At 36.9% G+C, this 24,986-nt stretch carries 20 protein-coding genes and 1 riboswitch; of the genes, 17 read left to right on the top strand and 3 right to left on the bottom strand.

The window, feature by feature from the left end:
- The first annotated feature begins 5 nt into the window (after positions 1-5).
- The 3 genes from ilvA to azu all read left to right on the top strand — a co-directional run bounded on the left by ilvA (position 6) and on the right by azu (position 3,603).
- Positions 6-1,271 carry a threonine ammonia-lyase IlvA gene (gene ilvA, locus AC5SR4_RS08835; protein ID WP_495355880.1) on the top strand — a complete coding sequence of 422 codons (1,266 nt, stop codon included), beginning with the start codon at positions 6-8 and terminating at the stop codon, positions 1,269-1,271.
- A gap of 212 nt (positions 1,272-1,483) precedes the next feature.
- Entirely contained in the window at positions 1,484-3,076 is a 1,593-nt protein-coding gene (locus AC5SR4_RS08840; protein WP_495355881.1) for an NADP-dependent glyceraldehyde-3-phosphate dehydrogenase, read from the top strand.
- A gap of 2 nt (positions 3,077-3,078) precedes the next feature.
- On the top strand, positions 3,079-3,603 hold the full coding sequence (azu, locus tag AC5SR4_RS08845; protein WP_495355882.1) for an azurin: 525 nt from the start codon (positions 3,079-3,081) through the stop codon (positions 3,601-3,603).
- Here the strand turns inward: azu and AC5SR4_RS08850 are convergent.
- Positions 3,571-3,771: a hypothetical protein gene (locus tag AC5SR4_RS08850; protein WP_495355883.1), complete on the bottom strand. Its 201-nt coding sequence runs from the start codon at positions 3,769-3,771 to the stop codon at positions 3,571-3,573. The two genes, azu and AC5SR4_RS08850, sit on opposite strands and share 33 nt — an antisense overlap.
- A gap of 447 nt (positions 3,772-4,218) precedes the next feature.
- Between AC5SR4_RS08850 and AC5SR4_RS08855 the strand changes: the two genes are divergently transcribed.
- The 11 genes from AC5SR4_RS08855 to argH all read left to right on the top strand — a co-directional run bounded on the left by AC5SR4_RS08855 (position 4,219) and on the right by argH (position 15,606).
- Positions 4,219-4,857: a GNAT family N-acetyltransferase gene (locus tag AC5SR4_RS08855; protein ID WP_495355884.1), complete on the top strand. Its 639-nt coding sequence runs from the start codon at positions 4,219-4,221 to the stop codon at positions 4,855-4,857.
- Positions 4,858-4,972: 115 nt separating this feature from the next.
- Positions 4,973-6,148: an argininosuccinate synthase gene (locus AC5SR4_RS08860; RefSeq protein WP_495355885.1), complete on the top strand. Its 1,176-nt coding sequence runs from the start codon at positions 4,973-4,975 to the stop codon at positions 6,146-6,148.
- Positions 6,149-6,150: 2 nt separating this feature from the next.
- A complete protein-coding gene (gene argC, locus AC5SR4_RS08865) occupies positions 6,151-7,128 on the top strand; it encodes an N-acetyl-gamma-glutamyl-phosphate reductase (protein WP_495355886.1) in 978 nt (325 codons plus the stop codon).
- A gap of 26 nt (positions 7,129-7,154) precedes the next feature.
- Entirely contained in the window at positions 7,155-7,949 is a 795-nt protein-coding gene (proC, locus tag AC5SR4_RS08870) for a pyrroline-5-carboxylate reductase (protein ID WP_495355887.1), read from the top strand.
- 1 nt (position 7,950) lies between these two features.
- Positions 7,951-9,147: an aspartate aminotransferase family protein gene (locus AC5SR4_RS08875; RefSeq protein ID WP_495355888.1), complete on the top strand. Its 1,197-nt coding sequence runs from the start codon at positions 7,951-7,953 to the stop codon at positions 9,145-9,147.
- Positions 9,147-10,343 (top strand): glutamate-5-semialdehyde dehydrogenase, encoded by a 1,197-nt coding sequence (locus AC5SR4_RS08880; RefSeq protein WP_495355889.1) that lies wholly within the window; start codon positions 9,147-9,149, stop codon positions 10,341-10,343. The genes AC5SR4_RS08875 and AC5SR4_RS08880 overlap by 1 nt, the downstream gene beginning before the upstream one ends.
- A 2-nt stretch (positions 10,344-10,345) precedes the next feature.
- Positions 10,346-11,110, top strand: a complete 765-nt coding sequence (proB, locus tag AC5SR4_RS08885; RefSeq protein WP_495355890.1) for a glutamate 5-kinase — start codon at positions 10,346-10,348, stop codon at positions 11,108-11,110.
- 207 nt (positions 11,111-11,317) lie between these two features.
- Complete coding sequence (locus AC5SR4_RS08890; protein WP_495355891.1) at positions 11,318-12,256, top strand: N-acetylornithine carbamoyltransferase; 939 nt, start codon at positions 11,318-11,320, stop codon at positions 12,254-12,256.
- Positions 12,249-13,031 carry an acetylglutamate kinase gene (gene argB, locus AC5SR4_RS08895; RefSeq protein WP_495355892.1) on the top strand — a complete coding sequence of 261 codons (783 nt, stop codon included), beginning with the start codon at positions 12,249-12,251 and terminating at the stop codon, positions 13,029-13,031. Before AC5SR4_RS08890 ends, argB begins: the two co-directional genes overlap by 8 nt.
- Position 13,032: 1 nt before the next feature.
- Positions 13,033-14,097 (top strand): M20 family metallo-hydrolase, encoded by a 1,065-nt coding sequence (locus tag AC5SR4_RS08900; protein ID WP_495355893.1) that lies wholly within the window; start codon positions 13,033-13,035, stop codon positions 14,095-14,097.
- 234 nt (positions 14,098-14,331) lie between these two features.
- The gene (argH, locus tag AC5SR4_RS08905) at positions 14,332-15,606 is read left to right on the top strand and encodes an argininosuccinate lyase (protein WP_495355894.1); all 1,275 of its coding nucleotides are present in this window, start codon (positions 14,332-14,334) and stop codon (positions 15,604-15,606) included.
- A gap of 121 nt (positions 15,607-15,727) precedes the next feature.
- Here the strand turns inward: argH and leuB are convergent, their stop codons facing one another.
- Positions 15,728-16,846 carry a 3-isopropylmalate dehydrogenase gene (gene leuB / locus AC5SR4_RS08910; protein WP_495355895.1) on the bottom strand — a complete coding sequence of 373 codons (1,119 nt, stop codon included), beginning with the start codon at positions 16,844-16,846 and terminating at the stop codon, positions 15,728-15,730.
- Positions 16,847-16,860: 14 nt separating this feature from the next.
- Positions 16,861-18,036, bottom strand: coding sequence for a 2-isopropylmalate synthase (locus AC5SR4_RS08915; protein WP_495355896.1), 1,176 nt, complete (start codon positions 18,034-18,036; stop codon positions 16,861-16,863).
- Positions 18,037-18,184: 148 nt separating this feature from the next.
- Between AC5SR4_RS08915 and AC5SR4_RS08920 the strand changes: the two genes are divergently transcribed.
- The 3 genes from AC5SR4_RS08920 to thrA all read left to right on the top strand — a co-directional run bounded on the left by AC5SR4_RS08920 (position 18,185) and on the right by thrA (position 24,962).
- On the top strand, positions 18,185-19,735 hold the full coding sequence (locus AC5SR4_RS08920) for a hypothetical protein (protein ID WP_495355897.1): 1,551 nt from the start codon (positions 18,185-18,187) through the stop codon (positions 19,733-19,735).
- A 254-nt stretch (positions 19,736-19,989) separates the two neighbouring features.
- Positions 19,990-20,111: riboswitch (SAM riboswitch) on the top strand.
- 115 nt (positions 20,112-20,226) lie between these two features.
- Positions 20,227-21,501 (top strand): O-acetylhomoserine aminocarboxypropyltransferase/cysteine synthase family protein, encoded by a 1,275-nt coding sequence (locus tag AC5SR4_RS08925; protein WP_495355898.1) that lies wholly within the window; start codon positions 20,227-20,229, stop codon positions 21,499-21,501.
- A 59-nt stretch (positions 21,502-21,560) separates the two neighbouring features.
- Positions 21,561-24,962, top strand: a complete 3,402-nt coding sequence (thrA, locus tag AC5SR4_RS08930; protein ID WP_495355899.1) for a bifunctional aspartate kinase/homoserine dehydrogenase I — start codon at positions 21,561-21,563, stop codon at positions 24,960-24,962.
- Positions 24,963-24,986 lie beyond the last annotated feature (24 nt).

Raw genomic sequence — 24,986 nt, forward strand, 5'->3', positions numbered from 1 at the left:
AGTTTATGGATAAAGGAAAAACAGTATATTTTCCTAGTGTTGATTCTATAAAAGTAGCTGCCGATACCATTAAAAAGGTATCGGCAGTTACGCCTTTAAGTCCCAGCCTTAGGTACTCCAAGCAGTTTGGCGCCCAAGTTTTGTTGAAGCGCGAAGATTTGCAGCAGGTACGTTCCTATAAGATAAGAGGGGCTTATAATAAGATAAGCTCATTAACCCCAGACCAATCAGCTCATGGCGTAGTATGTGCCAGTGCAGGAAACCATGCCCAGGGAGTGGCACTGTCATGCAAATTGTTAAAAATAAGGGGGACTATATACATGCCTGCTCCTACACCCAACCAAAAAGTAGAACAGGTTAAAATGTTTGGTGAAGATTATACAGATATTAGACTTGTAGGCGATACGTTTGATGATGCTTACCACGCAGCCATGTTAGAGTGCAAACAACAACAAAAAACCTTTATACACCCGTTTGATGACGAAAAAGTGATAGAGGGACAAGCTACCATAGCTTTAGAAATTTTAGAACAAACAACAACCCCTATCGATTATATTTTTGTAGCTGTTGGTGGTGGTGGATTGGCAGCAGGTCTTTCAACTGTTTTTAAAGTCCTTTCTCCCAACACCAAGATTATTGGAGTAGAGCCAGAAGGGGCACCATCCATGACAATTTCCATAAAGAATAATAGAAATACAGAGCTAGAGCGTATTGAAAAATTTATAGATGGTGCTGCTGTAAAACGGGTAGGCGATTTAACCTTTGATATCTGTAAAACCAATTTGCATAGTATGTGTACCGTGCCAGAAGGCAAGGTATGCGAAACGATTTTAGAGCTCTATAATAAAGATGCCATTGTTGTAGAACCCGCAGGAGCCTTAAGCATTTCGGCATTGGATTTTTATGCCGAGGAAATAAAAGGAAAACATGTTGTTTGCATAGTAAGCGGTAGTAATAATGATATTACCAGGACAGCTGAAATAAAAGAACGCGCTTTATTGTATGCTAATTTAAAGCATTATTTCATTGTAAAATTTCCACAGCGTGCAGGAGCCTTAAAGCAATTTGTGGTGGACATCTTGGGGCCTAATGACGATATTACACATTTTCAATATACAAAAAAAACAAACCGGGAAAACGGCTCAGCAGTAGTGGGAATTCAATTAAAATCGGCTGATGATTTAGAGCCACTAATTACCAAAATGAAGCGCCATAATTTTTATGGAGACTATTTAAATAATAAGCCCGATTTGTTTCAGTTCTTAGTCTAATTAGATTAGCCCAAAATGCACAATGCATTTGTTAATTCGTGGCAAATAATTTAAACTTTAAAAGGCGAAAACGATTGCGGTTTACATTATTTATTTAGGGTTGATTCTTATGTTAAGAATATGATATTTTTTGTACAACTCCTTATTTTTAAAAGTACTTTTAGTGAAATATTAAGTATCTTAGCAGGAGTTGTAATACTATTTTTTTATATATGAATACTACAAAATTGGAAATCCCAGAACCCTATAAAATCAACACACTTTTGCATCAAAAAAGCTATTTGGTTTCAGGCGAACTAAAAATTTGGGATGGTGACATGGCAGAAGTGTATTCAACAATTTCTTCTACAGAAACCTACAAGCCAACATTATTGGGAACTGTGCCAGACTTGGGAGAGGTAGAGGCTGTAGAAGCATTAAATTCGGCCTTGAGTGCATACGATAAAGGTCAGGGTTTATGGCCCACCATGAAAGTGGTAGATAGAATCGCTTGTATGGAAAAGTTTGTAGAGCAAATGAAAACGAAGCGTGAAGAGGTTGTAAAGTTGTTAATGTGGGAAATAGGTAAAAACCTGCCCGATTCACAAAAAGAATTTGATAGAACGGTTGACTATATTTATGATACCATTGAAGAATATAAACAAATAGATAGAGATTCCGCTAAGTTTGAAAAGCATGATGGGGTTTATGCCCACATCCGCAGAGGTCCACTAGGGGTGGTTTTGTGTCTAGGGCCTTATAACTATCCACTTAACGAAACATTTACCTTGCTTATCCCTGCTCTAATTATGGGTAATACCGTTATATTTAAGCCAGCTAAGCATGGTGTATTACTTATTTCTCCATTGTTGGAGGCTTTTCAAAATAGTTTTCCAAAAGGGGTAGTAAATATTATTTATGGTAGAGGTCGTGTTTTGGCGGCGCCTATTATGAAATCTGGTAAAATAGACGTGCTGGCATTAATTGGCAATAGCAAATCGGCTAATGCCTTACAATCTCAACACCCTAAAGGAAACCGTTTAAGAATGGTATTGGGCTTAGAGGCCAAAAACCCAGCAATAGTATTGCCCGATGCCGATTTAGACCTAGCCGTAGACGAATGTATTTCAGGAACCTTGTCTTTTAATGGCCAACGTTGTACAGCATTAAAAGTGTTATATGTCCATGAATCCATTATTGGGAAATTCAACAAACGTTTTTCTGAAAAAGTAGATGCCTTGAAATTTGGTAACCCTTGGGACGAAGGTGCAAAACTTACGCCGCTACCAGAGGTAGATAAACCTGGGTATATACAAGAATTAATAGACGATGCTTTACAAAAAGGAGCAAGCATATTAAACTCAAGAGGGGGAGAAACCAACGAGAACTTTATATTTCCAGCAGTATTGTATCCCGTTAGTAAGAACATGAGGGTTTTTGAAGAAGAGCAATTTGGTCCCGTTATACCTATTGTGCCCTTTACAGATATAGAGGAGCCCTTACATGATATGGCCGAATCTAATTATGGCCAACAAGTGAGTCTCTTTGGTCAAGACATCAAAACCTTGGCACCATTAATAGACACCTTGGTAAACTTGGTTTGTCGTGTTAACCTAAATAGCTCTTGCCAACGTGGGCCAGATGTATACCCTTTTACAGGAAGAAAAGATTCTGCATTCAGTACCCTGAGTGTACATGATGCCTTGCGTTCATTTTCCATAAGGACCTTTGTGGCATCAAAAGATAACGACTATAACAATGCCATTATAAAAGAGTTGTTAGATAAAAAAACATCTAACTTTATAAGCACCGACTATATTTTATAACTATGAGAACTTTAAAAACAATATTGTTATTTTCTTTTATAGCCATATTTATTAACTGTGGCGGAAAAAAAGAAGAGAAAAAACAAACTGGTTTTACTTATGAAGACGCTGTAAAAGACGATTCAACAGTAACCAAAGAGGTTACAGATGCCAATATTGCCAATATTGTTATTACAGGCAACGATGCCATGCAATTCAATCTCAAGGAAATAAAAGTTAAAGCAGGCCAAAAAGTTAAACTAACACTACGGCATATAGGGAAATTGGATGTTAATGTAATGGGGCACAATTTTGTGTTGCTAAAAAAGGGCATAGACTTAGTTGATTTTGCAACCAAAGCAGCCAAAGAAAGAGACAATGCATATATTCCAAAAGGCACCAATGCTATTATTGCCCATACGGACATGATTGGAGGTGGGCAAACAACTACCATAGAGTTTAAGGCTCCCGAAGAAGGTACATACGACTTTTTATGCAGTTTCCCCAGTCACTATTTAATGATGAAAGGGAAATTTATAGTAGAATAAAACCGTAAAGTAAACATCTTTTAGCGCTTCGTAGGTCTCCGAAACCCTATTTCTTGTTTCCGAAACCTTTTTTCCATCTTCCGAAGGTTCATCTCTGTTTTCCAAAACCATTTTTCCAACCTTCAAAAGGGTTTTTCCATTCTCCAAAGCCTCATGGTTGTTTTCCAAAAGTTTGAAAGATATTTATTTTTAACGGGCAATAGGTTCCATTTTCTATAAAAATATGTTTCAAACAAAACAATGTGTAATTTTTTAAAAAAAAGTAACCAATTTTTTAATTTGTATTAAATAAAATTATAGTTTTACAACATGAAAACTTTAAAAAATAAAATACGTTGTACTGTACCCGGTTTGCCCGTGCGCAATCGCCGCCGCTCTTAATCCTACCCAAGAAGCAAAACCAATAACGTAATTTTAAATTTTTTATAGTGTCCAATTTATTTCTCATATCATATCAAAACCAAATAGTTAGTTTGCTAATTAACAAACGTTTCTTTGGTTATATTTTTCCCCGTCGCCCGTAAGGGTGTGCTTCTATATGTCTAGAACCTAGGTGAGTCCGGTTCATTTCTAAAAAACAACTCTAAATTTTAATTTATACTTTTAAAGATTGTAATGAAAATTGTAATTGCTGATACATCACATTTTAAATACGCAGAAATTATTTGCGAAACGATAGCCGAATCTGCTGCAGTAAGAGGTACCGGTATAGCCAGACGTACCCCCGAATATATCATAAAGAAAATGACCAATGGTAACGCTGTTATTGCTATTGATGGCGATAAGTTTGCAGGGTTTTGTTACATTGAGCTTTGGGGGCATGGTAAGTTTGTAGCTAACTCCGGTTTAATTGTACATCCAGATTACAGAGGTATTGGTTTAGCAAAAAAAATAAAACATAAAATCTTTGCACATTCCAGAACGAAGTTTCCAGATGCTAAAGTGTTTAGTATAACAACAGGATTAGCTGTTATGAAAATGAATAGTGATTTGGGGTACAAACCAGTGCCATTTTCAGAATTAACAGACGATTCAACATTTTGGGACGGTTGCCAAACCTGTAAAAACTATGATGTGTTAACACGCACCAATAGAAAAATGTGCTTGTGTACAGGCATGCTTTACGATCCTAAAGCCAAAAATAAAATTGAAACAAAAAAAATTAAAGAAAAGATAGAAAAAGGATTTAATAGGCTAAAGCATATTAAAGAAACCATGTTTTTAAAAAAAGATAAAAAGGAAACTAATAATTAAAAATGAAAACGAACAACTAACAGTTGTGAGTTGGTTACCGCGTAGCGGTTAAAGTATTGTAGAAAATAAATTAAACAAGGATATTAATTCCTCGTAGAGGATAAACAAAAAAATAATGAAAAAACTAGTAATAGCATACAGTGGCGGGTTAGACACCTCATATTGTGCCGTAAGCTTGTCAAAGAAATTCGATGTACATGCCGTTAGTGTAAACACGGGTGGTTTTACAAAAGCCGAAATAAAAAAGATAGAAACAAACGCTTATAAAATGGGCGTTACAACGTATAAAAATATTGATGCTGTAGCAACATTCTACCAAAAAGTTGTGAAGTACTTAATTTTTGGAAACGTTTTAAAGAACAACACCTATCCATTGTCAGTAAGTGCCGAGCGTATTATACAGGCTATAGAAATTATTGAATATGCCAAGAGCATTGGTGCCGAATATATAGCACATGGTAGTACTGGTGCAGGAAACGACCAAGTTCGATTTGATATGATTTTTCAAACCCTGGCACCAGAGATTGAAATTGTTACTCCTATTAGAGACGAGAAACTTACCAGACAAGAGGAAATAGACTATTTAAAAGCCAATGGTGTTGATATGTCTTGGGAAAAAGCTAAATACTCCATTAACAAAGGACTTTGGGGTACCAGTGTAGGTGGTTCAGAAACCTTGACTTCGGAAAAGCCATTACCCGATGAGGCCTACCCATCACAATTAAAACATGCCGAAGACGAAAAGGTTAAGCTAACCTTTAAAAAGGGAGAATTAGTAGCTGTAAACGGTGTTGAAAACGATCCTGAAATAAATATTGAAGTGTTAAATAACTTAGCATCGGCCTATGCCATTGGAAGAGATATTCATGTTGGTGATACGATTGTAGGTATTAAAGGACGCGTTGGTTTTGAAGCCGCTACTGCATTAATAACTATTAAAGCACATCATTTATTAGAAAAGCATACACTAACCAAGTGGCAATTGCAGCATAAGGAATATTTAGCCAGTTTTTATGGTATGCATTTGCATGAAGGACAATATTTAGATCCTGTTATGCGAAACATAGAAGCTTTTTTAGAAAGTAGCCAAGATAAGGTGAGTGGCAATGTTTTTGTAACTTTAAAACCCTACCATTTTAATTTGGATGGTATTAGCTCTGAGCATGATTTAATGAATGCCAAGTTTGGTAGTTATGGAGAAGTGAATAAAGGCTGGACAGCAGATGAGGCCAAAGGATTTATAAAAATCTTTGGAAATCAAAACAAAATATATCATCAAGTAAACTCATAATCATGATTCAAGCAGGGATAATTGGAGGTGCAGGATATACAGCGGGAGAGCTAATTAGATTACTAATTAATCACCCACAAGCAACCATTAACTTTGTATACAGCACATCCAATGCAGGCAATAAAATAAGCAAGGTACACCAAGACTTAGAGGGAACTTTAGATTTAGAATTTACAGATACCATTAATCAGAATGTCGATGTCTTGTTTTTATGTTTAGGCCATGGCAACTCAGTTAAATTTTTATCTGCAAATACTTTTTCTGAAACCACAAGGATTATCGACCTTGGAAATGATTTCCGATTAGAAAACGATAAAAACTTCAATGGGAAGGCCTTTGTATATGGATTGCCCGAATTACAAAAAGAAGCTGTTAAAACAGCTCATTATATAGCAAATCCGGGTTGTTTTGCCACAGCCATACAATTGGCATTATTACCCTTGGCAAAAGCCAATGTATTGAAAAACGATGTGCATATAAATGCTGTAACAGGAGCAACAGGTGCTGGAACATCATTATCAGCAACCTCACATTTTCCATGGCGTGATAATAATTTTTCATATTACAAGCCTTTTACACATCAGCATTTAGGTGAAATAAACCAATCTATAAAACAATTGCAAAGTGGATTTTCTTCTAAAATTTTGTTCATGCCCAATAGAGGGAATTTTTCAAGGGGCATTTTTGCAACTGCCTATACCGATTTTGAAGGGACTGTTGAAACGGCCATTAATCTTTATAAAAACTTTTATAAAGAGGCTGCATTTACATTTGTTTCAGAACAGGTGCTGCATTTAAAGCAAGTTGTAAACACCAATAAGTGTTTAGTGCATTTGCATAAGCATGATAATAAATTATTGATTACTAGTGTTATAGATAATTTGTTGAAAGGGGCATCAGGGCAAGCCATACAGAATATGAATATCATGTTTGGTTTAGAAGAATCGACAGGATTACAACTTAAAGCCACCTATTTTTAAATCAATATCAACCAACAATCAAAAGCATGAAAATAGCCATTATAGGAACCGGAAATTTAGGAAGCTCTATTGCAAAGGGACTTATTAAAAACAATACTTTTTCGTCGTTGTATTTAAGTGATAAAAACACGGTAAATGTAGATGCTTATAGTACTTTACAAAATGTTACTGTTACTAATGATAATGTATTGGCTGTAGAGCAGTCCGATATGATCATTTTTGCATTACAACCAAAACATATCGATAAAGTTTTAGAAAGTGTGGCTTCAAAAATAACTAAAAACCACATTATTATATCAGTTGCTGCTGGGGTAGAAATCCCTAGAATAGAGAACATTATAGGAAGTGATAAAAATATTATTCGGGTTATGCCCAATACAGCCATTTCCATTGGGAAATCCATGACCTGCCTTGCAGCCAATACAGTAGCCCAAGACAAAGTAACCTTAGCCCAAGATATTTTTAACCAATTGGGAACCACATTGGTAATCCCCGAAGAGTTAATTCAAGCCGCTACGGTAATTTGTGCTAGTGGTATTGCTTTTTGGATGCGTTTGGTTCGTGCTACCACACAAGGAGCAATACAACTGGGCTTTGAAGCACACGAAGCTCACCAATTGGCTATGCAAACTTGTTATGGTGCAGCTAGTTTATTGTTGGAATCTGGTAAGCACCCAGAGCAAGAAATAGACCGTGTAACTACACCAAGTGGATGTACTATTGAAGGCTTAAATGAAATGGAGCATCAAGGATTAAGCTCCTCCTTAATAAAAGGTATAGTTGCCTCGTTTGAAAAGATTAATCAAATTAAAAAAAATTAAAATGCCATTATTTGACGTTTATCCATTATATAATGTAACTCCAGTTTCTGGTAAAGGTGTATATGTTTACGATGAAAACAACACCGAATATCTAGACTTGTATGGCGGTCATGCTGTCATATCCATAGGACATGCACATCCTAATTATGTTAAGGCAGTAACTCAGCAAGTCGCGGCTTTGGGGTTTTACTCAAATGCCATTCAAAATCCATTACAGGTAGAACTAGCCAATAAGCTGGAATCGTTATCAGGTTGTAAAGATTACAATTTGTTTTTATGTAATTCGGGTGCCGAAGCCAATGAGAATGCCTTAAAGCTGGCATCCTTTAAAACGGGTAAGTCGCGTGTTGTTGCCTTTAAGAACGGCTTTCACGGACGTACCTCTGCAGCCGTGGCTGCGACTGATAATCCCAATATTATCGCACCTATCAATGCCCAACAGCAAGTTACCATCTTACCCTTAAACGATATTGAAGGAGTGAAGGCAGAACTTGAAAAAGGCGACGTGTGTGCCGTCATTGTTGAGTTTATACAGGGCGTTGGTGGACTAGACCAGGCTACAGCCGAATTTTATGAAGCTGTAGACACACTTTGTAAAGCGAATAATACCCTATTTATTGCCGATGAGGTACAGTCGGGATACGGACGTTCAGGACAATTCTTTGCCTTTCAGCATTACAAAGTAACACCCGATATCATTTCCATAGCCAAGGGTATGGGAAATGGGTTTCCAATTGGAGGTATTTTAATCCACCCAAGTATTAAGGCTAAGCATGGTATGCTGGGCACCACCTTTGGTGGTAACCATTTAGCTTGTGCTGCTGGATTGGCTGTACTTAATACCTTAGAAGCAGAAAAGCTTATTGATAATGTGAATACTATTTCAGAGTATTTTATATCTATAGCCAATACCATTCCACAGATAAGAAACATAAAAGGTAGGGGCTTAATGCTAGGATTGGAATTTGATTTTGAAGTGGGAGCACTTAGAAAAAAACTTATTTACGATCACCACATATTTACTGGTGGGGCATCCAATAAAAAGCTTTTAAGAATATTGCCACCACTAACCATTAAAAAGGCTCATGTGGATCAATTTTTTGAAGCCCTTAAGTATGAATTAAAAAGTTTAGAAGTTAAGAGTTTAGAGGAGAAATCGACTTTACAACCAACAACTCAACAACAAACAAAAAAATAATGAACACGCTATTATCAATTGAAACAAGAAATGCTGTATTACTAAAAATGGCAGCGCTTTTAGAACAAGAAAGAGCCACCATTATTGAAATAAACAAAGGCGATTTGCAGGCTTATGACGGAGAAGATATTTCAATGTACGACCGATTAAAGGTTGACAATGCCAAAGTAGATGACATGATTGCCTCGGTAACACATTTGGCCGCACAGGAAGATCCTATTGGAATTGAACGTTTTAGTTTTAAACATGATAATGGCATGCAGGTATACAATAAAACAGCATCCTTTGGGACGGTACTGATTATTTATGAATCGCGACCAGATGTAACTGTTGAAGCGGCAGGTATTGCTTTTAAATCTGGAAATAAAATTTTACTTAAAGGAGGAAAAGAGTCCACCAATTCAAATTTAAAAATTGTTGAATTGTGGCATAAAGCTTTAAAAGATCATGCGGCATCTATAGATTGGGTAACCTATTTACAGTTTAATAGAACAGAAACGCAGGCCTTTTTAGAAAACCCTACCCAAAAAGTAGATTTAATTGTGCCCAGAGGCGGCGAGCGTTTGATAGCCTTTGTAAAACAACACGCTACTTGTCCTGTTATTGTTAGTGGTCGCGGTAATAACTTTGTGTATGTACACAAGGAAGCCGACCAAGATATGGCCTTAGAGGTTATTGTGAATGCTAAAACCACAAAAATATCCGCTTGTAATGCCTTAGACAAGGTGTTGATTGATGAAAACCTGCCCAACAAAGAGGCTTTTATAAAGACACTCATTTCCAAACTTAAAACATTCGATGTGGAGATTTTTGGTAATCAGGCGATAGCGCAATATAATGGTGTGGAACTTATACCTAATAACGATATTTGGTACAAAGAGTTTCTGGATTATAAAATCGTTATCGGTGAGATAGAAAGTACTGAAGAGGCCATAGCCATGATTAATAAGTATTCTGGCGGACATTCCGCATCTATCATTACCACCAAAAATGACGAAGCACAGCTATTTATGAGTAATGTAGACACCGCAGCTGTGTACCACAATGCGTCCACTCGATTTACCGATGGGGGACAATTAGGACTTGGTGGCGAACTCGCCATCAGTACCGATAAGTTACACCAGCGGGGGCCTATTGGCTTACAGCACTTGGTTACTAATAAGTGGTATGTGCACGGCAACGGACAAATACGATAAGCATGCAAAAAAAGAAGCGCATATTACTTAAAGTAGGCTCTAATACCCTTACCAAAGAAACCGATAATATATCGCGAGGTAAAATAGAGGATATAGCCAGCCAGATAGCTAAGCTTAAGGATACTTGCGAGTTTGTTATTGTAAGTTCTGGAGCCATAGCTGTAGCCAAGCAGTTTGTTAAGTTAGAGAGTAAACAAAAAGAGGTGTTTGTAAAGCAAGCTTTGGCATCTATTGGACAACCACACCTTATTAGAATCTATCAAGAGATTTTTAGGGAGTATGGACTGTTAACTTCACAGTGCTTACTATCGTATTCAGATTTTGAAAAAAGGGAAAGTAAAACCAATATTGTAAATACTATAAATGTTTTGGTAAATAACCATTACATTCCTATTATTAATGAAAACGATACGGTGGCTACCGATGAGATTAAATTTGGTGACAATGATAAATTGGGCGCTTTAACGGCCTCACTTTTAAAAGCCGATTTATTTATTATAGCAACCAACACCCAAGGGATTTATACCAAGGCATCTATGGAAAATGGTCAACCCCAAACCATAGAGTTAGTAGAGGATTTTGACGTATTGACACAAGAAGTTGTCAATTCAAAATCATCACATGGCAGCGGGGGTATGCTATCCAAAATAGAAGCAGCCGCTGTAGCCAAGAAATCAAATATAGAAACCTGGATTGTTAATGGTCTTGAAGATAATTTTATCCTAAACGCCATGGCAGAGAAGGTGCCATTTACCAAAATTAAGTGAAGAAAAGAATAGATCTGCCTGCTGGCAAGGCAGGGAGAAGAGACGAATTAGTAAATTTTAAAATAAATATTAATAGAGATATAAAGCTTTGTTGAAAGTGAATTAGAGAACAATCCGCAAGAGTGAGTAGCCTGTCTGCCGATAGGCAGTTCTAATAGCGAAGCGGTCTAATATCTAACAGCGAAGCGGTCTAAAAATCTAAGTAAAATGAAACACTACACCTCCATACAAGACATAGATAATATCCATTCCTGGATTGAGGAAGCCAAAGCATTAAAATTAAGACCGTTAAAATATTTAGAGCTAGGGCAACATAAAACGTTGGGATTATTGTTCTTCAATTCTAGTTTGCGTACCCGATTAAGTACCCAAAAAGCTGCTTTGAACTTGGGTATGAACCCTATTGTTATGAATGTTTCAGGCGATGCTTGGGGGATCGAATTTGGAGATGGCACCGTTATGAATGGTAATACTGCTGAGCACATTAAGGAAGCCGCAGCCGTAGTGTCACAGTATTGCGATATCATTGCAGTAAGAGCATTTCCTACTTTAACAGATAAAGTCAAGGACGAAAGCGAAGAGGTTTTAAATGCCTTTAAAAAATATGCATCAGTACCAATTGTTAATATGGAAAGTGCCACAGCGCACCCATTGCAAGCACTTACCGATGCCATTACCATTTCAGAGCACACCAAAAAGCCAAGACCCAAAGTGGTTTTAAGTTGGGCGCCTCATGTTAAAGCCCTACCACATGCGGTAGCCAATAGCTTTACACAGGCCATGCAAAAAATGGATGTAGACTTTATGATTACCAACCCGGAAGGTTACGATTTAAATCCGGAAATAACAGGAAATACTCCCATTATCCATAATCAGGAAGAAGCATTTAAAGATGCCGATTTTGTATATGTTAAAAATTGGAGTAGCTATAATGATTATGGGAAGGTATTGAACACAGATATTGATTGGATGATTACCAAAGCAAAATTAGGCAATGCTAAGTTTATGCACTGCTTACCTGTAAGACGAAATGTTATTGTAGAGGATGCCGTTTTAGATAGCAATAGCTCATTGGTCATTCAACAAGCCAATAACAGAACCTATGCCGCACAATTAGTACTAAAAAAAATACTAGAACATGCCTAAAGATACCTTAAATATAGTAAAAATAGGAGGTAACATTATTGAGGATGCCAACGCTTTACAGGCATTCTTAAAACTGTTTGCAAATTTGGAAGGCAAGAAAATATTAGTGCATGGTGGTGGCAAACGTGCTACACAAGTTGCCACCAAATTGGGTATAGCATCCCAAATGGTCAATGGCCGACGTATTACGGATGCTGAAACCCTGGAAGTCATTACTATGGTATATGGAGGCCTGGTAAACAAAAATATGGTAGCAAAATTACAAGCCTTAAATGTAAATGCAGTAGGTTTAACCGGTGCCGATGCCAATAGCATTACATCCATTAAGCGTCCTGTAAAGGAAGTCGATTTTGGTTTTGTGGGCGATGTAAAACATGTTGATTATCATGCGGTGGACAAACTGATTGAAGCAGGTTTTACCCCAGTTTTTTGTGCCATTACCCATGATGGAAATGGGCAGTTGTTAAATACCAATGCCGATACCATAGCATCACAAATAGCCATAGGCATGAGCCACCTCTACGAAACATCCATCTACTATTGTTTTGAGTTAAATGGTGTATTAAGAGATATTCAAGATAAAAATTCCGTAATAAAACATATTAATACGTCGCAATACAGTAAGTTGTTGGCACAAGGTATTATTGCCGATGGTATGCTGCCCAAGTTAGAAAACTGTTTCGATGCCTTAAATAATGGTGTAAAAACCATACACATGGGCAATACCGCCATGCTAACCCAAGAAAATGATAACTTTACAACCATAACGCTATAATATGACACCACAAGAATTAACAAACGATGCCATAGCACTATTAAAGCAGTTAATAGAAACACAGTCGTTTTCATCCGAAGAAGACCAAACAGCATCGCTTATAGAAGGGTGGTTTCAGCGTTATGATATCGATTATAAGCGTACCCAAAACAATGTTTGGGCATGCAATAAGTATTTTGATGCTAGCAAGCCAACTTTATTGTTGAATTCACACCACGATACCGTAAAACCAAACAGTGCTTATACTAAAGATCCGTTTAAAGCCATTGTAGAAGATGGTAAGTTATATGGTTTAGGAAGTAATGATGCGGGAGGTTGCCTGGTATCGCTTATAGCAACCTTTACCTGTTTTTACAACCACAAAGATTTAAAGTATAACTTGGTTATGGTTGCTTCAGCAGAAGAAGAAAGTAGTGGCCCTAACGGATTGAACAGTATGCTGTCCATTATACCAAAAGTAGATGTGGCCATTGTAGGAGAACCAACGCAGATGCATTTGGCCGTTGCCGAAAAAGGGTTGGTGGTTTTTGATGCTGTAGTGGCAGGAACACCAAGCCATGCCGCACACCCTAATAATAACAATGCTATTTACAACACCATAAATGTATTGCAGTGGTTTAAGGATTTTAAATTTAAAAAAGGCTCTAAGGCCTTAGGAGATGTAAAGCTAACCGTAACACAAATAAATGGTGGCTCCCAACACAATGTGGTGCCAGCCGATGTGAAATTGGTGATCGATGTTCGCGTTAACGATGCCTACACCAATGCAGAAATCGCCGAGATTTTACAAAAAGAATCACCCTGCACTAGCATTACCCCCAGAAGCTTGCGACTCAATTCGTCCTCCATTCCCATGGACCACGATTTAGTAAAAGCTGGGATTGCTATGGGAAGAACCACGTATGGGTCACCAACGCTATCAGACCAAGCAGTGTTAACCTGCCCGTCATTAAAGCTTGGCCCTGGTGATAGCACCCGGTCCCATTCCGCCGATGAATTTATTTATCTTAGCGAAATCGAAGAAGGCGTTGCTTTGTATATCGCTTTGCTGGAAAGTGTATTGTAATTAATAGAATAGAGAGAAGAGAATAGAGAGAAGAGACAAAAAGATTAACGATTAACGAATAACGAGTAACGATTTTTGATTAACGAATTTAAAATATAAGATAACCTAAGCTTAGTTGAAAGTACATTGAAAAGTAACTTCGCGCCTTTGCGAGAGAACATTCCGCAAGAGTAAGCAGTCTAACAGCGAAGCGGTCTAATGTCTAACAGCAAAGCGATCTAAAATCTAAAAAAAATGAAACTTTGGGACAAAGGCATATCAATAGATAAAAAAATAGAAAACTTCACAGTCGGCAACGATAGAGAAATAGATATCCACATTGCAAAATACGATGTTGTGGCATCAAAATCACATGCCAAGATGCTTGAAAAGATAGGCATACTAACTACCATTGAGTTAGAACAACTTTTGGGCGGATTGGAAGTATTGGCAAATCAAATAGAAGCAGGCACCTTTGTAATCGATGCGCAATTTGAAGACGTACACTCCAAAATAGAATTTGAATTAACTAAAACTTTGGGTGATGTTGGTAAAAAGATCCACACAGCACGTTCTAGAAACGATCAAGTTTTAGTGGCATTACACCTATACTATAAAGAACATTTAGGTTTAGTAAAAGAAAAAACGCAAACCCTTTTCAATACTTTGTTAGATTTGGCTAACACACACAAAGATAAAGTGTTGCCAGGCTACACCCATTTACAGGTGGCCATGCCATCATCTTTTGGCTTATGGTTGTCTGCCTATGCCGAATTGATGATTGATGATGTATACCTATTAAATGCGGCCATTAAAACCGTAGACCAAAACCCATTAGGTTCAGCAGCAGGCTATGGCAGTTCCTTCCCAATAGATAGAGCGTTTACTACAAAAGAAATGGGCTTCGAAACCCTAAAATACAATGTAGTTGCAGCACAAATGGGACGTGGTAAAAACGAGCGTACCATTGCGGCCAGTTTGGGCGGACTTTGTAATACGCTGGCGCGTTTTGCTATGGATGTGTGCTTATATATGAGTCAGAATTTTGGATTTCTGTCCTTTCCAGATGAATTAACTACAGGAAGTAGTATCATGCCTCATAAAAAGAACCCAGATGTGTTTGAACTCATCCGTGGTAAGTGTAATAAAATACAAGCCTTACAAAGTGAGATGATTTTAATAACCAATAATCTGCCAAGTGGTTATCATAGGGATTTTCAGTTGTTAAAAGAAAACATGATTGCTGCCTTTGAAGAAGTTAAAGATATCCTGGATATTTTTAACTATGCCATACAACGAATGATTGTAAAAGATGTAGATATCCATAGCGATTTGTATAAATACCTATTCACGGTAGATAATATCAATACCCTAGTAGTAGAAGGGCAAACCTTTAGAGAAGCCTATCAAAAAATTGGTGGCCAGGTACAAGATGGCACTTATGTGCCAGATATATCAAAAAAACATACCCACATGGGCAGTATTCATAATCTATGCCTAGAGGACATTCGGGCTAAGTTTCCTGCTTAAAATATTGTAGTTATATAATCATACCTATAGCATCATATTTAACCAATAAAAAAAGCGCATCTTTCAATGCGCTTTAAAGGACAATTTAATAAATTATAATTTTGGTGACTAACTCAAATAATTAAATGATCGTAGATTGTCCTAAATGTATGTTGGTAAAGTTTAAATTGGTCTCATCAGGATTGTTAATAAAATCCTCAATAAAGTCGCCAACTTTGGTTGTGGTAATATGGTCGTATTTAGTGTTTAAATCTGGTGTGGTAATGTGCAGCTTCAACGATTTGTCAACCCCTGCTCTTACCAAATCGGCTTCATCATCCAGGCCAAAATGATCCAATAGCATAGCGGCCGATAAAATCGACGCTATAGGATTGGCAATGCCCTTATTGGCAGCTTTAGTATAAGCCCCGTGAATTGGCTCGAACATGGCATGCTTATCGCCTATAGATGCCGATGCCAGTAGGCCAATAGAACCTACAATAACACTGGCTTCTTCTGAAAGGATATCGCCAAACATGTTCTCTGTTAAAATAACATCAAACTGTCTGGGGTTAATAATAAGTTCCATGGCAGCATTGTCAATAAACTGATACTCCAAATGCACATCGGGATATTGTGGTGCCAATTCTTGGATAACCTTGCGCCATAACCGTGAACTTGCCAACACATTGGCTTTATCTACCAAAGTGAGTTTCCCTTTTCTAGATTGGGCTGCTTTAAAAGCCAAATGGGCAATGCGCTCAATCTCATAACGGTTGTATTCACAAATATCAGAGGCTTTGTTACCATCGTTACTAACTACTTTATCACCAAAATATATCCCGCCTGTTAACTCTCTGTAAATAAGAATATTGGTATCCTTAATCTGCTTTTTCTTTAGTGAGGATTTGTTCAATAAATCTTCATAAGCAATAATAGGCCTTATATTGGTATATAGATCGAGTGATTTTCGCAGTTTTAATAAGCCTTGTTCAGGTCTTATTTTAGCATTGGGATCTAAATCGTAAGCCGTATTTCCAATGGCACCAAATAAAATGGCATCAGCTTTTTCGCAAATGGCAACCGTTTCATCGGGCAGTGGATTACCGCTAGCCTGCATGGCGCTAGCACCAACCAAAGCTTGTTGAAATGTAAATACATGGTTAAACTCCATAGCTATGGCCTTCAATACCTTTACGGCTTGTGCTGTAACTTCTGGACCTATGCCATCGCCTGGCAAAACAGCTATGTTTAACTTCATAATATTATTTAAAATCAAGCAGAAGTAATCTCTCTGTAAACACTACTATTTTCTATAATAAAGTGTATATCATCATCATTTACTTCTTTCTTATTATCGGCAAAATCTAAAAAGTTTTTATAGATTTCATCCAGTTGAAGCTTTGTTAACTCATACCCCACATTTTTTGCTCTGTAAGCCAATGCAGCTCTTCCGCTTCTTGCGGTTAATACAATGGCAGAAGCTGTAACACCTACAGCTTTAGGGTCGATAATCTCGTAAGTTTCCCTATTTTTAATCACACCATCTTGGTGAATTCCCGAACTGTGTGCAAAAGCATTGGCACCAACAATAGCTTTATTAGGTTGGGTGTAAATACCCATGCTATCTGCTACTAACTGACTGATACCATAAAGCATTTCGGTTTTAATACCAGTATCTAAGTTAAGATAGGGATGTTGTTTTAAGATCATAACCACTTCTTCTAAAGCGGTATTTCCAGCACGCTCACCAATACCGTTAACGGTACATTCAATTTGTCTGGCACCATTAATAACCCCTTCTATGGAATTTGCCGTAGCCAGACCTAAATCATTATGGCAGTGGCAAGATATAATAGCCTTTTCGATGCCTTTTACGTTTTCTTTTAAGTATTTAATTTTGGCGCCATATTCATGTGGTAAGCAGTAGCCTGTGGTGTCGGGTATGTTCAACACGGTGGCACCTGCTTTAATGGCCGTTTCACAAACACGTGCTAAATAGTCGTTATCTGTTCTACCAGCATCTTCGGCATAAAATTCTACATCTTCTACAAAAGACTTGGCATAGCTTACGGCTTTAAAAGCACGCTCTAGAATAGCTTCTCTATTAGATTTAAACTTGTGTATTATGTGCGAATCGGAAGTCCCGATACCTGTATGTATTCTAGGTGTTTTAGCATATTTTAATGCTTCGGCAGCCACTTTTATATCATTTTCAACCGAGCGGGTTAAACCACAAACCGTTGCGTTTTTTACAATTTTAGAAATGGCTTCAACCGATTTGAAATCGCCAGGACTTGATACAGGAAAACCGGCCTCAATAATATCTACACCTAATTGATCGAGCTGTTCAGCTATAATTAATTTTTGTTCGGTGTTTAATTTGCAGCCAGGGACTTGCTCGCCATCGCGAAGCGTTGTGTCAAAAATTTGGACGTTAGTATTAGACATTTAGTAAAATAAATTTTCTTTTTGTACTACGAATGTATATTTTGGTTTCGTAAAATGATAATGCGATGTGCTTTTATTACGATGTTTAACTCTGTTTTGTGTAATATAAACAATTGTAAATCAAGTTTTTAATGCTGTTTTTGTAACTATGACAAAAGAACAAAAAGATAATTTGTTTGTGCTGGTAAAGTCGCTTTCTAAATCGGAAAAGCGACAATTTAAACTTTATGTGGGACGATTGGGAGTTAATGAAGATTCTAAATTTTTAATGCTTTTTAACATCCTTGAGAAGCTTAATGTTTATGATGAAGCTGCTATTTTAAAAAAAGGGATTGTTAAAAAAGAACAGTTATCTAATTTAAAAGCACATTTGTACAAACAGATTTTAATTAGTTTACGGCTAAACCCATCGCACCAAACCATACGCATCCAAATTAGGGAACAATTGGATTTTGCTACCATTCTATACCATAAAGGCTTATATAAGCAGAGTTTGAAAATTTTGGATAAGGCTAAAAACTTGGCCATAACCAATGAGGAGAAAAATGTAGCATATGAAATTGTGGAACTGGAGAAAGTTATAGAATCGCAGTACATTACCAGGAGCTTAAGCAATCGGGCAGACGAGCTGTCAATTCAGGCCAAAACATTGAGTCAGCAAAATGTATTGGCGAGCAAGTTATCCAATTTGTCGTTGCAACTATATGGCTTATTTTTAAAAACGGGTTATGTAAAAAACGATAAGGAAAGTAAAAGGGTTATTAAATATTTTAAAGCCCGATTACCAAAGTATGATATTAATACCTTGGGCGTTCGGGAAAAGTTGTGGTTATATAAAGCGTATTTATGGTATAGCTTTTTAACCTTGGATTTTTTGGCGTGTTATAAATACGCATCTAAATGGGTGGACCTTTTTTATGAAAACAAGGATATGATACACTTGCATCCTGTTTTTTTTCTAAGGGGAAACCATTATTTGTTGGAAGCCCTGTTTTATTTAAGGCATTACGATAAGTTTAAAGAGGCCTTGATACGATTTGAGAACATTACCAAGGAGCGTTGGTTTCCTGTTGATGACAATGTAGACGGGTTAGCGTTTTTGTACATCTATAATAATAAGTTTAATTTACATTTTTTTGAAGGTAGTTTTAAGCAAGGACTTCCTTTAATTGATGAGGTTTTAGAACGCTTAAAGGATTATAACGATAGAATAGACGAGCACCATATTATGGTGTTTTATTACAAGATTGCCAGTATGTACTTTGGAGCTGGTGAGCATAAAAAATGTATTTGTTATTTAGAGAAAATTATAAATAATAAATCCTTGCAAATGCGAGAGGATTTGTTGTGCTTTTCAAGGATATTGAATTTAGTAGCTCATTATGAGGCCGGTATGGATTATAATTTAGATGTGCTGATAAGAAGTACCTATAAGTTTTTAATTAAAATGGAAGACTTGTACGAGGTGCAAAAAGAATTTATAAAATTTTTACGTGGGTTGGGTGATATTTATCCACATGAAGTTAAAAATGAGTTTGTTAAACTCCATAAAAAGTTAAAAGAGTATGAGGACGACCCTTACCAAAGTAGGGCCTTTCTATATTTGGATATTATTTCTTGGCTAGAATCTAAAATACAGAATAGACCTATAGATTTAGTGATTAAGAATAAGTTTTACGAGTTACGTTACGGTAAATAAATACCGCGTAGTGCCTGCCACATTATTAACGGGGGTTCAAGAATTGTAGCAAGAGATAGTTTACGGTAAACAATTACCGCGTAGCGGTTTAAGTATTGTAGCATTGTAGCATTTACGCAATCCGCATCCATTAATTCCCCGTAGGGGGATACACAACAAATTAGCCCCTCAAATAAAAAAAATCACTAAAAAATTAGGAATTTTAAATTTTCTAACTGAATATTTGCATTCACAAAGTTCAATAATTTATTGAGATGTTATCAAGAAAGGTGGAGGGATTAGACCCTTTGAAACCTTAGCAACCCTTTACCTGTAAAGAAGGTGCTAAATTCTACTTAATTTTTAATGTATGTATTGAGAATTGGATAGATAACTAACAACTGTTTTTCATAATAGTTTATATTTTCTTTTTAACATTTTTCTAAATAAGTACATCAGTTTTGATGCATTTGGCTTTTGGTTCGTTTAAATATTAACTAAAAATTAGAAAAATGAGTACACAAAAATTCGCAACAAACGCATTACATGCAGGATACGATGTAACGGCTAATAGTGGGGCTAGAGCAGTGCCTATTTACCAAACAACATCGTATGTTTTTAATAATTCAGATCATGCCGCAAATCTTTTTTCATTAAAAGAGTTAGGATTTATCTATACCAGGCTTAATAATCCCACAAACCAAATATTACAAGATCGATTAGCTGCTGTAGAGGGTGGTATAGGCGCTGTAGTTTTTGCCTCGGGAACTGCGGCCATTTCAACCGGGTTGTTAACGCTGCTTAAAGCAGGTGATCATATTGTGGCTTCGAGTAGCTTGTATGGAGGGACTTATAATTTATTAAGTGTAACTTTGCCAAGATTGGGAATTACAACGACGTTTGTAGATGCAGACGACCCTAAGAATTTTGCAGCAGCTGTTCAAGATAATACAAGAGCCTTTTTTGTAGAATCTTTAGGGAATCCAAAGTTGGACGTTTTAGATTTAAAAGCGATTTCAGTTCATGCTAAAGCAGCAGGGGTGCCATTTATTGTAGATAATACCGTAGCTACGTCGGCACTAGTTAGGCCCATAGAGCATGGTGCTAACATTGTAATACATTCACTAACAAAATATGTTGGAGGACAAGGAACATCGTTAGGAGGAGCTATTATTGATGCAGGTACATTTGATTGGACAAATGGGAAGTTTCCCGAGTTTACAGAGCCCTCGGCAGGATACCATGGCTTGGTTTATAGTGAAGCCTTAGGAGCTGCAGCTTATACGTTTAAATTGATATTAGAAGGATTAAGAGATTTTGGAGGCGCTTTAAGCCCGTACAATGCTTTTCAAATCATCCAAGGTTTAGAAACACTTCCATTAAGAATAAAACAGCATAGCCAAAGTGCTTTGGAATTAGCGAAGTGGTTAGAGGAACAGCCTGAAGTGGCTTGGGTTAACTATCCCGGGCTGGAATCTAGTAAATATAAAGATCTGGCAGATAAATATTTGCCAAATGGTCAAAGTGGTTTGATTACGTTTGGTGCAAAAGGAGGTTTTGAAGCTGCCAAAACCATTGCTGATACTACCCAATATTTTTCATTGTTGGCTAATATAGGGGATACAAAATCGTTGATTATTCATCCTGCAAGTACCACGCACCAACAATTAAGTGAAGCAGCACAAGAAGATGCAGGGGTAACGGGAGATTTAATTAGACTATCTGTTGGTTTGGAAGATATTGATGATTTAAAAAATGATTTAAAAACAGCCTTTAGTAAAATTTAATAACTTATGGATGCCTGTGTGGTTTTAAAAATCTTGCAGATATTTAAACAATAAATACATTGAAACACCTATTAGAACATATTATAATAAAAGATTTTACTACCCAAAGTGGGGTGGTTAACCCAGCTATAAAGCTAAGCTATCAGGTTTTTGGAAAGCCTCTTGGAACGGCACCTATCGTCTTAATTAACCATGCCCTTACCGGTAACAGTAATGTGGCTGGAGAAGACGGCTGGTGGAAGGACCTGGTAGGTGACCATAAGGTGATTGATACAACCCTTTACACCGTTTTAGCTTTTAACATTCCCGGGAATGGTTTTGATGGTTTTGTGATAGAAAACTATAAGGATTTTGTGGCTAGAGATATTGCCAGTCTGTTTTTAATAGGCTTAAAAGAACTTAAAATAAAAAAGCTATTTGCCATTATAGGTGGTTCTTTGGGGGGTGGTATTGCATGGGAAATGGCGGTATTAAACCCCAATATTACAGCGCATTTAATACCAGTGGCAACGGATTGGAAATCGACCGACTGGCTTATTGCCAATTGCCAGATACAAGAGCAGTTTTTATTGAATTCCAGAAATCCAGTCCATGACGCTAGAATGCATGCTATGCTGTGTTATAGAACACCAGAGTCGTTTAAAGAACGGTTTCAGCGTTCCAAGAATGAGGAATTGGAGATTTTTAACGTAGAAAGTTGGTTGCTGCATCATGGTAAAAAATTACAAGAACGGTTTCAGTTGTCTGCCTATAAATTAATGAACCAACTATTAAAGACTATAGATGTTACTAAAAATAGGCCAACCGATTTTAATGTATTGGAGAACATTCATTGTAACATCCATATTGTAGGGGTGGATTCCGATTTGTTTTTTACGGCTGAAGAAAATAGACAAACCCATAAACAGTTGGCGGTTACTAACCCAAATGTGACTTATAATGAGATTAACTCGGTGCATGGGCACGATGCATTTTTAATGGAATACGAACAATTAGAGAAAATTATAGAAGGCATTTTTGTGCCAGATTCTAAAAAAAGAAGAATGAAAGTATTAAAGTTTGGTGGAAAATCTTTAGCAAACGGTGAGGGCTTGCAAACCGTTATTTCAATTATAGAGAATAAGGTGAAGGATGGTGAAAAGATAACCGTTGTGGTTTCGGCCAGAGGGTCTGCCACAGACGATTTGGAAGCTATTTTAAACAACGCCGTTAAAGGCAAAGCTTATAAAGCCGACTTAGAAGCGTTTAAAGCTTACCAAACAGCGCCATTAAAGGCTATAGACTTTTCAAAGGAATTTGCAATTTTAGATAAGTTGTGCGAAGGGGTAAGTTTATTGGGCGACTACAGTAAAAAAACCAAAGATGAAATATTGGCCCAAGGCGAGTTACTTTCAGTAAAGCTTATTGCGAGTTTATTAAATAAAAAAGGCATCCAGGCATCGGCCGTAGATGCTAGGGAATTAATAAAGACCGATGGTACCTTTGGTAATGCACAGCCTATTTCACAGTTATCTAAAGACAACGTAAAAAACTATTATAAAACCAAAGGGAAAGATGTGGTAAATATAGTAACAGGTTTTATAGCCTCGAACACCAAAAATGAAACCACAACTTTGGGTAGAAACGGCAGTAATTACACAGCAGCACTATTGGCTAACTATTTAGATGCCGAAGAACTGCAAAATTATACCCATGTGAACGGTATTTACACCGCCAATCCTGATTTGGTAGAGGATGCTAAAATAATTAGAGAGTTATCTTTTAGTGAAGCTAATGAGTTGGCAAATTTTGGGGCCACGGTGTTACATGCCAAAACAATTATACCCTTGGTGGAGAAAAACATCAATCTTCGTATTTTAAATACTTTTAATGCTGATGATGCGGGTACCCTTATTACGGCCAAGCCCAATGCCAAAGAAGTGACTTCTTTATCAGTACTGGATGATGTGGCACTGTTAAACCTAGAAGGGCGTGGCCTATTAGGTAAAAGTGGTGTAGATGCTAGGATTTTTGGGGCTTTGGGCAATAAAGATATTAGTGTGAGTATTATTTCTCAAGGGTCTTCTGAACGTGGTATTGGGTTGGTTATTAATGCCGATCAAGCTACACAAGCCGTGATTGCTTTAGAACGTGAGTTTGAAAACGATTTTTATTCACAAGACGTCAATAAAATTGGGGTTGTAGATGATGTGTCTGTGATTTCTATTATAGGAATTGAACTAAGTTCCTTTCACAAACCTTTTAATGCCCTTATTAAAAACCAAATTACACCATTATTGTTCAATAATACGGTAACTGGGAAAAATGTGAGTTTAGTGGTTAAGAAAAACCAGTTGCACAAAGCTATGAATGTGATTCATGGAGAGGTTTTTGGAATTCCCAAGAAAGTAAACATAGCCATCTTTGGTCATGGAGGTGTTGGTGGCGCATTGATTAACCAGATTTTAAAATCGAAAGACGATATTGAAAAACGAAAAGGTATTAACTTGAATGTATTTGCTATTGCCAATTCTAAAAAGCTCCTTTTAAACAAGAAAGGGGTAGACGCCAATTGGAAAGCAGATATAAAAAGTTCGGTATTGAACAGTAATATTGCCGACGTGATTGCCTTTGCTAAAACCCATCATTTAGAAAATTTGATTGCTGTGGATAATACGGCAAGTCCTGATTTTCATGAAAACTATGTGCCATTGGTAGAAGCAGGATTCGATTTGGTGTCATCTAATAAAATAGCCAATACCATTTCACATGATTTTTATAAAGCCTTACGTGTTCAGCTTAAAGAACATAATAAGGAATATTTATATGAAACTACCGTAGGAGCTGGGTTGCCCTTAATAGATACCATCAAATTATTGCATGAATCGGGCGAGAATATTACCAGGATACGGGGTGTTTTTTCAGGAACTTTAAGTTATCTGTTCAATAATTTTTCAGTTCAGGATAAACCCTTTAGTGCCATTGTACAAGAAACTATTGACAAAGGATTTACTGAACCAGATCCCAGAGAAGATTTTTCAGGAAATGATGTCGCTAGAAAATTGTTAATTTTAGCAAGAGAGTTAGATTTACAAAATGAATTTGAAGATGTGTCTGTTCAAAACCTCATTCCAGAAGCTTACCAGAACATTGCAGTTTCAGAATTTTTAAGCCAACTGGATGTGTTAGATGCAGGTTTTCAAAAATTAAAAGACCAGCAAAAAGCAGGTCATGTATTGCGGTACATTGGGGATTTGTCTGGTGATTTATCAAAAGACAAAGGTCATTTAGAAGTTAAGTTAGTGTCCATTCCAGGGGATAGCACGCTGGGACAAATAAAAGGTTCGGATGCTATTTTTGAAATATTTACAGAATCCTATGGCGAGCAGCCCATTGTAATTCAAGGTGCCGGTGCCGGATCTGAAGTAACAGCTAGAGGTGTTTTTGGAGATATATTGAGATTATCTAAACATATTAATTAACAATTTTATTTTTTTTTATTTCCA

The organism is Aestuariibaculum scopimerae, assembly GCF_059428085.1.